This is a genomic window from Streptomyces deserti (assembly GCF_054782695.1).
This window is the reverse complement of record NZ_BAAGRZ010000019.1, coordinates 15,038-26,432: the sequence shown is the minus strand read 5'-3', so window position 1 is coordinate 26,432 and position 11,395 is coordinate 15,038. Positions and strand designations below refer to the sequence as shown.

Sequence of the window (11,395 nt, the reverse complement as noted above, 5' to 3'; positions counted from 1 at the left end):
ACCCGGCCCCGTCGTACGCCGCCTGCCACGTCCCGGTACTGCACATGGCGTCCCTTCGCGGCACCAAAGCGCGAATGACGGGCGCCGGGGACATCGTGCCGGGCGCCCCGGGCAAGACCTACGGCCTTGCGGCAGCTTCATCCGTGATCGAAGGAGACAGAACGTATGGTGCACAGACATGCCGTGCCCGGTCGCCGTGCCGCCGTGACCGCCCTCGGCGCGCTCCTGGTCACCCAGCTCCCCTCCACCGTGGCGGCCGGGCCGGCGTCCGCGTCGGGGCCCGCCCCCAGCGCCGCCCAGACCCTCGGCGCGGACAAGCCGTCGGCCGCGGTGCTGCGCGCGCTGGAGCGCGACCTGAAGCTGACACCGGCGCAGGCGACCGAACGGCTGGTCAACGAGGCGGAGGCCGGGACCCGTGCGGGCCGCCTCCGCATCGCCCTGGGCAACCGTTTCGCCGGGGCCTGGGTGCGCGGCACGACTTCCCAGGAGCTCACCGTCGCGACCACCACCTCCGCCGACGTGGCCGCCATCGAGGCGCAGGGCGCGAAGGCCGCGGTCGTCACGAAGTCCCTCGCCGACCTCAAGGCCGTCAAGGAGAAGCTGGACGCGGCGGCCAAGCACCACGGCACCCGCGACACGCCGCTGTGGTACGTCGACATCCCCGCGAACCGGGTGGAGGTGCAGGCCGTCAGCGACTCCGCCGCGGCCGCGTTCGTGAGGGCCGCCGGTGTGGAGGGGCAGGGCGTGGGCGTCCAGGTGTCGGCGAGCCGGCCCCGCCTGATGGCGGACATCATCGGAGGCGACGCCTACTACATCGACGGCACCGCCCGCTGCTCCGTCGGCTTCTCCGTCACCAAGGACCAGGAGCAGGGCTTCGCCACCGCGGGCCACTGCGGCATGCCCGGCGCCAGGACGACCGGCTTCGACCAGACCGAGCAGGGCGAGTTCAGGGCCTCCACCTTCCCCGGGAAGGACATGGCGTGGGTGGGCGTCAACGACCAGTGGACGGCCACCGCCGACGTCAAGGGGCAGGGCGACGAGAAGGTGCAGGTGACCGGCTCGGTCCAGGGACTCGTCGGGGCCTCGGTGTGCCGTTCCGGGTCGACCACCGGCTGGCACTGCGGGACGATCGAGCAGCACGACACGAGCGTCAGTTACGCCGAGGGCACGGTCGACGGACTGACGCAGACGACGGTGTGCGCCGAGCCGGGCGACTCCGGTGGGCCCTACGTCGCGGGCGCCCAGGCGCAGGGCGTCACCTCCGGCGGCTCGGGCGACTGCACGAGCGGCGGCACGACCTTCTACCAGCCGGTCAATCAGCTCCTCGGTGCCTTCGGCCTCACCCTGAAGACCACTGCCACCCAGGCCCAGACGCCCCCGCAGAACAACGGCGCCGCCGACGCGTGGGTCGTGGGCCGCGTCTACGAGGCGGGGGCCACGGTGACCCAGGACGGGGTCCGCTACCAGTGCCTGCAGACGCACCAGGCCCAGGGCGCGTGGACACCCGCCGGCACGCCGGCCCTGTGGCAGCGCGTGTGACATCCCGTACGGGCCGTCCGGCGCCTGACGGCCCCACCCGTGCCACTCACTCTCAGCACGACGACGGCCGTGCCGGTGTCGGGCCGGAAGCCCAGGGACGCCTGCTGGCCGTCGCCCCAACGCCGACGGGTGCCGGGCCGGTGGCGCAGCAAGGCGGCGTACAGGTTCAACATCTCAGGCGTGAGCCATGCGGGTTGCCGCGTGAGACCGGCGGCAGGCCGGGCACCCGGGCGCAAAGGCATGACCGGTACGACGGAAAGGTGCGTCTCATGCGGTACGACGAGTTCCTCGCACAGGTCAGGGACCGCGGCGAGTACGCGGATCAGGACGAGGCCGCGAAGGTCGCCGAAGCGGTGCTGGAAGTCCTCGCGGGGCGTATCACCTCAGCGGAGACCAAGGATCTGGCCGCCCAGCTCCCGGCGCCGCTGGACGCGAAGCTGACGGCCGCGGCGAGCGAACAGCCCGAGTCCTACGGGGTGGAGGAGTTCTGCCGGCGGGTGGCCGAGCGCACCGGGGCGCGCGAGCGGACGGCGCAGTGGGATGCCAGCGCGGTGCTGTCCACGGTGGCCGAGACGGTCTCCCCCGGTGAGCTGAACCAGCTCATCAGTCAACTGCCCACCGGCTACGCGGCGTTGTTCGGCAAGAACGACCTCGCCGACTGAAGGCCGGTCTCGTCCCGGCGGCCCGCCCGGAGTTCCGGGCGGGCCGTCTGCTGGGTAGGGCCGCTCAGGGCCGGGCCACCACCCGCAGCGTCCGCACCGAGGAGTCGGCCGCGTCCGGGATCAGGACGCCGTGTTCGACGCCGCTGCGCAGGTAGTCGAGCACCTCGTCGGTGATCACCTCGCCGGGGGCCACCACGGGCACCCCCGGCGGGTACGGGCTGATCATCTCCGCGGCGATGCGTCCCGCGGCGTGCTCGGCGGGCACGTGCTCGACCGGCGCGAAGAAGGCGTCGCGGGGCAGCATGGCCTGCTCCAGTTCGAGCGCGGAGGGCTCGGGCAGGCGGACCGGCGGGCGGCGTTCGATGGAGTCCGCGTGGTCCACGAGGGCGCGCAGGGCGTCCGGCAGGACCCGCTCGGTGGTGTCGTCGTCGGCGTGGGTGATCGAGGCGCTGATGCGGCAGGTGTCCGAGCCGCCGACGTCCACGTGGCGGTGGGTGCGCAGCCATTCGGCCGCCTGCATGCCGCTGATGCCGAGTTCGCGGACGTCGATGACGAGCTTGAGGGGGTCGAGGTCGGCGGCGAGCCCCTCGTCGACGATCTCGTGGCCCATGGGCTTGAGGCCGGGCAGGTCCGCGACCGCCGCGCGGATCCGTTCGGCGCGGCGCAGCGCGGCCTCCAGGAGTTCGTGCCCGTGTTCGACCATCTGGCGGCGCCAGCCGTCGAGGGTGGCGTACACCAGGGAGGACGCGCTGGTGGTGCCCAGCAGGTCCTCCCGCTGTTTGAGGGCCTCGGGCGAGATCCGGTCGTACTGGAGGTGGAAGACGGAGCTCTGCTCGATGGCGCCGCCCATCTTGTGGACGCTGGTGACGACCAGGTCGGCCTCGGCGTCCATGCCCCAGGCGGGCAGCCCGGGGTGGAACGGCAGGTGGGCGCCCCAGGCCTCGTCGACGATGACGGGGACGTCGAACTCGTGGCACACCCGGGCCACTCCCCCGATGTCCGCGCAGGATCCCCAGTCGGTGGGGGTGATCAGCAACATGCCCTTGGCGTCCGGGTGTTCCTTGAGCCGGCGTCGTACGTCCTCGGGCTCCGGCGGGTGGGCGAGGTGCCGTTCGGCGTCGAACTTGGGGTGGACCCAGATGGGTTCGACGCCGTTGACGACGACGGCCGCGATCACGGACTTGTGGGCGTTGCGGGACAGCAGCAGTTTCTCGCCGGGGCCGGCCGCGGCCAGCATGGCCGTCTTCACCGACAGGGAGCTGCCGCAGGTGGAGAAGAACGCGTGCTCGGCGCCGACGGCGTCCGCCATCAGCTCCTGGGCCTGGCTGAGCACGCCCTGCGACTGGCGGCGGTCGTCGAGCCCGTTGAGGGACAGCAGGTCGGCGCGGAACACGTCGAGCCCCACGATCTCGGCCACGCGCGGGTCCACTCCGCGGCCCTGCTTGTGGCCCGGCGGGCCGTAGGCGATGTCGCCGCGGCGCCGGAACTCCTGCAGCGCCTCCAGTACGGGCACACGCGAGTGGTCCATCGTTCCTCCCAAACACCGGCCCCGACCCGTGATTCCGGCCTCGGTGGGCACACCCCACGTGTTGCACCGGCGGGCCGCCCGAAACGCGGCGGGTGTCGTGGCACCCGGCGGTGAAACCCGGTCAGGGACACACACCCGGGTACCGAGGAGGCTTCCGTGGCCCGCGCGCTCGACGACATCCACCAGGACATCCGCGAGGAGGTGGCCGACCGGGCCGACGCGCTGTGGGAGGTCGCCCTGCGGCTGCACGGCGATCCCGAGTACGCCTTCGCCGAACACCGGGCGGCGGCCCTGCTGTCGGGCGAGCTGGAGCGGGCCGGTTTCGCGGTGGAGCGCGAAGTGGCCGGGCTGCCGACGGCGTTCACCGCGCGCTCGGGCCAGGGCGGCGGGCCCACGGTGGCGCTGCTGCTGGAGTACGACGCGCTGCCCGGGCTCGGGCACGCCTGCGGGCACAACCTCATCGCGGCCGCCGGCCTCGGCGCGGCGCTGGCGGTACGGGCCGCCGTACCGCAGGCCTCGGCCGGGACCGTGCTGGCGGTGGGCACGCCTGCCGAGGAGGGCGGTGGCGGCAAGGCCCTCGAGGTGGAGGCCGGGGTGTTCGACGGGGTCGACGCGGCGCTGATGTTCCACCCGGGGGTGTACAGCTGGGCGCGGGCGCCGCTGACCGCGCAGGTGCAGTACCGGGTGGCGTTCCACGGCCGGGCCGCGCATCCCACCGGCAATCCGACCGAGGGCATCGACGCGCTCGCGGCGCTCGTGGAGCTGTTCAACGTCCTGGCCGTGCTGGGGCGCCGCCTGCCGGAGGGCTCGCACGTGCAGGGCATCGTGACGCACGGCGGCACGGCCACGAACATCGTCCCGGAGTACGCCGAGGGCCTGTTCGGGCTGCGCGCGGCCACCACCGGGGCCCTGGAGGAGCTGACGGAGCGGCTGCGGGCGTGCGCGGAGGGCGTGGCGCGCGCCACGGGCACCACCACCGACGTCGAACGCGCCACCGTGCGCTACGAGCACTTCCGCGACAGCGAGGTGTTGTCGGAGCGGTTCGCCCGGCACCTGTCCCGGTCGGGGATCACGCTGACGCCGCCCGCCCCGGGCGTGTACCTCGGGTCCTCCGACATCGGCAACGTCAGTACACGGCTGCCCGCCATCCACCCCTTCGTCGCGATCATGGCCCCGGACGGCTCCGACCACACCCCCGAGTTCGCCGCGGCCGCCGCCTCCGCACGGGCCCGCGAGGTCCTGGTCACCGCGACGCAGGCCTTGGCGTGCACCGCGGCAGACGTCCTGCTGTGCCCGGAGCTGCGCGAGCGGGCCTGGGCACGGCACCGTGCGGCGGCCTCGGCGGGCCGCTGACGCGTGTGGTGGCGTGGTCCCGGGGCACTCGGACCTGCCGGTTCCCGGCACAAGGGGGACCTTGAGGGAGGTGCCATGACGGAGCAGGAATCCAGGTACGAATCGCAGTACGACGACCAGGGCGAGGTGCCGCTGAAGGGCTATGCCCTGCTCACCGGCACGTTCACGGCGGGCATCGCGCTGTTCGCCGTGACGGCGCGGCGGCGGGGGCTGCAACTGCCCGAGCGGGTTCCGCCGTGGGATCTCGCGCTGCTGGGGACGGCGACGTTCAAGGGGTCCCGGCTGCTGTCCAGGGACAAGGTCACCAGCTTCCTGCGGGCGCCGTTCACCCGCCGTGCGGAGGACGCCGAGGGCAGCGAGGTCAGCGACACCTCGCGCGGCGGCGAAGCACGACGCGCCGTCGGCGACCTGGTGACCTGCCCGTTCTGCACGTCCGCCTGGGTGGCGGGCGCCCTGACCGTCACCTACGCCTGCGCCCCGCGGGCCGCCCGGCTGCTGTGCGCCGGGCTGAGCGCGGTCACGGTGGCGGACTGGCTGCAGTACGCCTGGACCCGGACGCAGGCGAGCACCGAGGGCTGAGCGGCGTGCTCGACCTGGCCGTGCTCGTCGGACTCCAGGCGTCGGGCAAGTCCGCCTTCTACGCCCAGCGCCTGAAGGACCGCTATGCCCTGGTGAGCAAGGACGCCTTCCCGCGCGGTGCCCGCCGCAGGCAGGACCGGCAGATGCGGCTGATCGGGCAGGCGCTGGCCGCCGGGCGGTCGGTGGCGGTCGACAACACCAACCCCTCCCCCGAGGAGTGGCGCCCGCTGGTGGCCGCCGGGCACGCCCACGGCGCCACCGTCACCGCGTACTGGTTCCCGCCGGACCTGGCCGGGTCCCTGCTCCGCAACGCCGCGCGCACGGGCCGTGCCCGCGTGCCCGACGTCGGCATCCACGCCACGCACGCCCGGCTGCGCCGCCCCTCCCCCGCCGACGGCTTCGACGCCGTGTTCAGCGTGCGGTTCGACGGGCAGGGCGGCTTCGACGTACGGCCCGCCGACGAGGAGGCCACCGCTGCGGTGACCTCTCGGACGGCCCAGCCCGGTGTCGATTGCCTCCAGGCCCCGAGGGGAACCCGGCGACCGCTGCAACCACCGACATGCTGGAGAGGACCATGAGTCTGTTGCGCGTGCTCGGCCGTCCCATGCTGGCCTCGATGTTCATCGCGGGCGGCATGGAATCGGTCCGCAAACCGAAGGAACTCGCCCCGGTCGCCGAGCCCGTCGTGGAACCGGTCACCGAACGCGTCTCGGCCCTGCCGGACCGCACCGAGCAGGTGGTCCGGCTCAACGGCGCCGTGCAGGTCGCGGCGGGGCTGCTGCTGGCCACCGGCCGCATGCCACGGCCGGCCGCGCTCGCCATCGCGGGCACGCTCGTGCCCACCACGCTGGCGGGGCACCGCTTCTGGGAGGCGGAGGACCCCGACGAGCGCAGTCAGCAGCGCATCCACTTCCTCAAGAACCTCTCCATGCTAGGCGGCCTGCTGATCGCCGCCGACGACACGGGCGCCGCCCCCTCGCTGCTGTGGCGCGGCCGGCACGCCACGCGGAGCCTGAGCCGCGACGCCGCCCTGCTGAGCCGCTCCGTCCGCGCCACCGCGGGCCCGGCCGCCGCCGCCGGACGTCTCAGGGCCAAACTCCCCGTGTGAACGTCCGTCACGTTAGCCCCCTGGGGACAGGGGGACCCGGGGTCGTGGCGGGTCCGGCCCGGAACCGTCACGACCCGGCTGGAGGTGAAGGACATGGGCCACGGAGGAAACGTCATCGACGAACTGGTGACCGACCACCGCGAGGTCGAGGAGCTGTTCGGGAAGATCGAGGGGCTGCCGCCCGGTCATCAGGACCGCAAGATGTACGCCGACCAGGCCACGATGGAGCTCGTGCGGCACTCGGTGGCCGAGGAGGAGCACCTCTACCCGGCCGTACGCGAGCACCTGCCCGGCGGGGACGCCCTCGCCGACAGGGAACTCGAGGACCACGCCAGGGCCGAGCAGATCATGAAGGACCTGGAGGGCTGCGACGCGGGCGACGCCGACTTCGACCGGCTCATCGGCATGCTGATGAACGAGATCCGCTCGCACATCGCCGACGAGGAGGAGAACCTCTTCCCCAGGCTGCGCCAGGCCTGCCCCATGGACACGCTCAACGAGCTGGGCGACAAGGTCCGGCAGGCGAAGAAGATGGCGCCGACCCGGCCGCACCCGTCCGCCCCGGACAAGCCGCCGATGAACAAGCTGCTGGCACCGGGCGCCGGCATGGTCGACCGGGTGCGGGACGCGCTGAGCGGCCGCGGCAAGCACGGCTGACGCTCCTCGTCCGGCTCCGCCTGCGGTGAGGGGCCCGTCGCCTCGGCGACGGGCCCCTTTTCCTATGCTTTCGTACCCCTTTACCGGCCCATTCGCCTTTACCGGCCCGTTTACCGGCCCGCCTTCAGCAGCTTCTGCACGGCGCTCACCACGTCCTGGGGCGTGACCTCGTTCAGGCTTCCCCGGTCGCCGAGGAGGACGGCGGGCACGCCGTACGGCGCCCAGCGCTCGGCCGGCGCGGTCGTGGCGCACAGCGAGACGACCGGCGTGCCGACCGCGGCGGCCAGGTGGGCGGGGCCGGTGTGGCCGGTGACGAGCACGTCGGCGCAGCGCAGCACGCCGGCCAGGGTCCGCGCGGGCGTCCGGCCGCCGAGGTCGACGGCGGTGTCACCGCTGACGCGGCGCGTCAGGCCTTGCTCATCCGGCCCGCCGGTGACGACGACGCGGTGACCGGCGTCGGCGAGCAGGGCGACGGCCTCCGCGCAGCGCCCCGGGTCCCAGGCACGGGCGGGCGCACCGGCTCCGGGGTGGACGACCACGTACGGGCCGTTGCCGGTGAGGGTCGCGGTGTCGGGCGAGGGCAGCACGCGCAGGCGTCCGTCGTCCCCGGTCCTCAGGCCGAAGCCCAGGGCGGCGGCCGTGTCGAGGGCCGCCTCGGCCTCGTGCCCGTCCGGCAGCCGGCGGTGGTGAGCGTCGAGCAGGCCGCCGGGGTAGCCGGTGCCGCCCGCGCCGATGCGGCGCACACCGGCCCTGCGGAGCAGCCGCGCGGCGGGCAGCGGGCTCTGCCCGTACGGGGTGAGGACGAGCGCGACGTCGTAGGCGGCGTCCCGCAGGCGCCGGACCAGTCCGTCGGTGTCGTTGTCGTCGTTGTCGTCGTTGTCGTCGTTGTCGCCGGTGTCGGGGTGGGTGTCGTGCGCGGTCGGCGCATCGTGCGCGGTGAGCGTCTCGGCGCCCTCCCAGACCAGGACCTCGTCCACGTGCGGCAGCAGGCTCGCGGCGGGCGCGCCGCGGGGACCGCACAGCACCGTGACCCGGGTGGCCCGGGTGGCAACCGCCCGGACGGCCGGACCCGCGAGGAGCGCGCCGCCGAACCCCTCCGAGGGGACCACCAGCGCCTTCACGGAAGCCACTCCCCCCGGCCGGGCCCCGTGACCGCTGCCGGGACGTGGCCGGCGCCGCCCGTGAGGGCCGCCACGGTGCGTTCGAGGCCCTCCTCCCACGGCACCTTCGGCACCCAGCCGAACAGTTCCCGGGCGAACCCGGTCTCGGGCCGGTGCCGTTCGGTGTCCTCGGCCGGCGGGCCGACGAACTCCAGCGACGAGCCGGAGCCGGTCAGGTCGATCACCCGGCGGGCGATCTCGGCGACGGGGACCTCCTCGTCGGTTCCGATGTCGACCGGCCGCACGGACCGGCCGGCCGCGACCAGCAGCACGCCCTCGACCGCGTCGTCGACGTAGCACGGGGTGCACGTCCGGCTGCCGTCCCCGGCGACGGTGAGCGGCTCTCCGGCGAGGGCCTGCCGGACGAAGGTGGGGATCAACCGGCCGTCGTCGGTGCGCATCCGGGGGCCGTACGGGGCGAACAGCCGCACGATCCCGGCGTTGCTGCCATGGGCTCCGGCATGGGCCGCGACCAGGGCCTCGGAGAACCGGCGCCACTCGGCGTACACGCAGCGCGGGGCGAGCGGGTCCGTGTCGTCCTCCTGCTGCCCGGACCCCGGGCCCGGCAGGGGCTCGTCGTCGTGGCGGGGCGCGGAGGCGAGCAGGAACCGCGCGCCGTCCCGGTCGGCGACGGCCAGCGCGTTGCGGGTGCCGAGGCTGCCCGTGTCGAGGGTCTCCAGGGGCCGCTGCAGGCCGTCCGCCGGTGAGGCGGGACCGGCCAGGTGCAGCACGAGGTCGTAGGGACCGGGCAGCGCGTCCGGGCAGCCGGGGTCGGCGACGTCGTACTCCAGGAACCGGAAGCCGGCGCGGCCGGTGAGGGGTCCGATGTTGTCGGCGTGCCCGGTGGAGAGGTTGTCGAGACAGTCGACTTCGACTCCCGAATCGAGCAGGCGTTCGCACAGGTGTGAGCCGAGGAAGCCCGCGCCGCCGGTCACCAGGGCCCGCCTCCAGGGGGCCGGTACCGCAGGTACGCCGGTGAACGTCGTCGTCGGCTTCATGAGGACGCCCTTTCCTTCCCCGTCGAACCCCCCGTCGGCCCTTCCCGTCGGCGCTGTGTGACGGCGGCCTCACGGGTGCCCCACCCGAGTCGCTTTCATGCTCTGACATCTGGTGTCGCCCTTCCACACGAGCGGCTCCGCCGGGGTGCGGGTGCGGGCTGTGGCCGCGGTCACCTGCGCGGGGCCGCGGCGACGAGGTGGCCGGTCCCTGTGATCAACCACACTCGCGGCATCAAGTGGCGTGCGGCAGCGGGAATTTGATGTGCTTGCGCGCCGTGGTGCGCGGTGCGGCCGCGCCGACTCGGCGATCCCCTCTGCCACGATGGTCGGCGCCTCCCCGGCGACGAGGAGCCGCCGCGCAGCGCAGCCGGTGTTCCTCGCTCCCGTCGTCCCGCCTGCTGAGTCCTCCGACTCGTCTTCGAGTACCGCACTGTGTCTTCCTCACCTCCCCCTGCCCTGCCCGCCCCTGCGCCGGATCCGGCCTCCCCGCCCGCCAAGGCCGCCTCGCGCTCGCCCTGGCGGTCGCTGAGGCACCGCAGCATGCGCTGGTGGTCCGCCGCGAACTTCGTGTCGAACGCCGGTACGTGGATGCAGCTCACGGTGCAGAACCTGCTGGTCCTGCAGATCACCGGCTCCGCCGCGGCGACGGGGCTGTCCATGTCCGTGCAGGCCGCTCCCGCCCTGCTGATCAGCGTGCTGGGCGGCGCGGCCGTCGACCGGTGGCCGCGCAAGCTGACGGCGGCCGTCAGCCAGGCCCTCCTCGCCGCGATCGCGTTCACGACGGCCGTGCTGGTGGCGCTGGACCGGCTCGACATGACGTCCCTGATGGTGCTGGCCGCGCTCACCGGCGTCGTCGCCACCGTGGACGGGCCGGCCTGCGCCCTGCTCGGCAACGACCTCGTCCCTGCCGAGGACGTCCCCTCGGCGATCGGGGTGGGCGCGCTGGTGCACCAGGCGGGGCGGCTCGTGGGGGCCGCCCTGGCCGGTGTGACGGTCGGGTTCCTCGGCACGTCCGCCGCGTACTTCGCGAACGGGCTGTCGTTCCTGTTCGTCGCCTCGGTCGTCCCGTTCCTGCGTCCGGCGTACGGAGCGGTCGGGCAGGTCGCCCAGGAGCGGCGGCGCTGCGGTCCGGAGCTGACCGTCCGGGAGGGGCTGGCCTTCTTCGTGCGCCGGCCCCGGCTGGTCGCGCTCGCCGGTGTGACCGGGATCAGCGCGGTCTTCGGCCGGAACTACGGGCTCACCCTGGCGGTGCTCGTGACCGGGCCGCTCGCGGGCGGCGCCGGGGCGTTCGGCACGGTGTCCACCGTGCTGGCCGTCGGCGGCATCCTCGGCGCGGTGCTCGGCGCCCGGCTGCGCCGGCCGTCCGTGAAGCTGGTGGGCGCGCTCGCGGCCACGGGGGCGCTGCTGCAGGTGGTGGCGGGCATGTCGCCGTCGCTGGCCGTGCTGCTGGTGCTGGTGCTGCCGATGGCCGTGGTGGAGTCCGTCTCCGACACCGCCGGTACGGCCGTCCTGCAGACCGACCCGCCCGCCCATCTGCGGGGCCGGGTGCTCGGCGTGTGGGGCAGCATCGGCACGGTGTGGGGCCTGGGCGGGCCGCCCGCGCTCGGCCTCCTCATGGAGCTGGCCGGGGCGCGCGGGGCCCTCGTCACCGGGGGGCTGATCATCGCCGGGTCGATCGGTGCGGGCTTTCTCCTGCGTGAACGCCGCACCACCCCCGCGGTGGTCCTGCGCACGGAGGAGGACGACGTGCCGGACAAGGCAGCCCTGGGCACGGCCGCCTGAGCGGTCAGCCGCTCAGCTGCGGGCGGTCG

Annotated in this window: 11 protein-coding genes; 8 read left to right on the top strand and 3 right to left on the bottom strand. The window is 74.1% G+C overall.

What is annotated here, in order from left to right; genetic code table 11:
• Positions 1-165: 165 nt before the first annotated feature.
• Together ACYVMZ_RS26625 and ACYVMZ_RS26620 are read left to right on the top strand one after the other, a co-directional pair.
• On the top strand, positions 166-1,539 hold the full coding sequence (locus ACYVMZ_RS26625) for a carbohydrate-binding protein (protein WP_461083921.1): 1,374 nt from the start codon (positions 166-168) through the stop codon (positions 1,537-1,539).
• Positions 1,540-1,808: 269 nt separating this feature from the next.
• A complete protein-coding gene (locus ACYVMZ_RS26620) occupies positions 1,809-2,201 on the top strand; it encodes a DUF2267 domain-containing protein (RefSeq protein ID WP_461083919.1) in 393 nt (130 codons plus the stop codon).
• Positions 2,202-2,265: 64 nt separating this feature from the next.
• On the opposite strand, the gene ACYVMZ_RS26615 is transcribed toward ACYVMZ_RS26620, so the two are convergent.
• Complete coding sequence (locus tag ACYVMZ_RS26615) at positions 2,266-3,729, bottom strand: aminotransferase class I/II-fold pyridoxal phosphate-dependent enzyme (protein WP_461083917.1); 1,464 nt, start codon at positions 3,727-3,729, stop codon at positions 2,266-2,268.
• A gap of 156 nt (positions 3,730-3,885) precedes the next feature.
• Between ACYVMZ_RS26615 and ACYVMZ_RS26610 the strand changes: the two genes are divergently transcribed.
• From ACYVMZ_RS26610 to ACYVMZ_RS26590, 5 genes are all read left to right on the top strand, one after another.
• Complete coding sequence (locus ACYVMZ_RS26610) at positions 3,886-5,082, top strand: amidohydrolase (RefSeq protein WP_461083915.1); 1,197 nt, start codon at positions 3,886-3,888, stop codon at positions 5,080-5,082.
• 75 nt (positions 5,083-5,157) lie between these two features.
• Positions 5,158-5,661: a DUF1360 domain-containing protein gene (locus ACYVMZ_RS26605; RefSeq protein WP_461083913.1), complete on the top strand. Its 504-nt coding sequence runs from the start codon at positions 5,158-5,160 to the stop codon at positions 5,659-5,661.
• Positions 5,662-5,666: 5 nt separating this feature from the next.
• Positions 5,667-6,239 (top strand): AAA family ATPase, encoded by a 573-nt coding sequence (locus ACYVMZ_RS26600; RefSeq protein WP_461083911.1) that lies wholly within the window; start codon positions 5,667-5,669, stop codon positions 6,237-6,239.
• Positions 6,236-6,769 carry a DoxX family protein gene (locus tag ACYVMZ_RS26595; RefSeq protein ID WP_461083909.1) on the top strand — a complete coding sequence of 178 codons (534 nt, stop codon included), beginning with the start codon at positions 6,236-6,238 and terminating at the stop codon, positions 6,767-6,769. Before ACYVMZ_RS26600 ends, ACYVMZ_RS26595 begins: the two co-directional genes overlap by 4 nt.
• 93 nt (positions 6,770-6,862) lie before the next feature.
• Positions 6,863-7,426: a hemerythrin domain-containing protein gene (locus tag ACYVMZ_RS26590; RefSeq protein ID WP_461083907.1), complete on the top strand. Its 564-nt coding sequence runs from the start codon at positions 6,863-6,865 to the stop codon at positions 7,424-7,426.
• Between the two features lie 110 nt (positions 7,427-7,536).
• Here the strand turns inward: ACYVMZ_RS26590 and ACYVMZ_RS26585 are convergent, their stop codons facing one another.
• Together ACYVMZ_RS26585 and ACYVMZ_RS26580 are read right to left on the bottom strand one after the other, a co-directional pair.
• The gene (locus tag ACYVMZ_RS26585) at positions 7,537-8,547 is read right to left on the bottom strand and encodes a glycosyltransferase family 9 protein (RefSeq protein ID WP_461083905.1); all 1,011 of its coding nucleotides are present in this window, start codon (positions 8,545-8,547) and stop codon (positions 7,537-7,539) included.
• A complete protein-coding gene (locus ACYVMZ_RS26580; protein ID WP_461083903.1) occupies positions 8,544-9,584 on the bottom strand; it encodes an NAD-dependent epimerase/dehydratase family protein in 1,041 nt (346 codons plus the stop codon). Before ACYVMZ_RS26580 ends, ACYVMZ_RS26585 begins: the two co-directional genes overlap by 4 nt.
• Before the next feature lie 540 nt (positions 9,585-10,124).
• Between ACYVMZ_RS26580 and ACYVMZ_RS26575 the strand changes: the two genes are divergently transcribed.
• A complete protein-coding gene (locus ACYVMZ_RS26575) occupies positions 10,125-11,366 on the top strand; it encodes an MFS transporter (protein ID WP_461083901.1) in 1,242 nt (413 codons plus the stop codon).
• Positions 11,367-11,395 lie beyond the last annotated feature (29 nt).

Excerpts from the sequence above, each read along its gene's own strand:
- ACYVMZ_RS26580 (WP_461083903.1), bottom strand. The coding sequence starts at position 9,584 with ATGAAGCCGACGACGACGTTCACCGGCGTACCTGCGGTACCGGCCCCC.
- ACYVMZ_RS26615 (WP_461083917.1), bottom strand. The coding sequence starts at position 3,729 with ATGGACCACTCGCGTGTGCCCGTACTGGAGGCGCTGCAGGAGTTCCGG.
- ACYVMZ_RS26605 (WP_461083913.1), top strand. The coding sequence starts at position 5,158 with ATGACGGAGCAGGAATCCAGGTACGAATCGCAGTACGACGACCAGGGC.
- ACYVMZ_RS26595 (WP_461083909.1), top strand. The coding sequence starts at position 6,236 with ATGAGTCTGTTGCGCGTGCTCGGCCGTCCCATGCTGGCCTCGATGTTC.
- ACYVMZ_RS26590 (WP_461083907.1), top strand. The coding sequence starts at position 6,863 with ATGGGCCACGGAGGAAACGTCATCGACGAACTGGTGACCGACCACCGC.
- ACYVMZ_RS26575 (WP_461083901.1), top strand. The coding sequence starts at position 10,125 with ATGCGCTGGTGGTCCGCCGCGAACTTCGTGTCGAACGCCGGTACGTGG.
- ACYVMZ_RS26625 (WP_461083921.1), top strand. The coding sequence starts at position 166 with ATGGTGCACAGACATGCCGTGCCCGGTCGCCGTGCCGCCGTGACCGCC.
- ACYVMZ_RS26620 (WP_461083919.1), top strand. The coding sequence starts at position 1,809 with ATGCGGTACGACGAGTTCCTCGCACAGGTCAGGGACCGCGGCGAGTAC.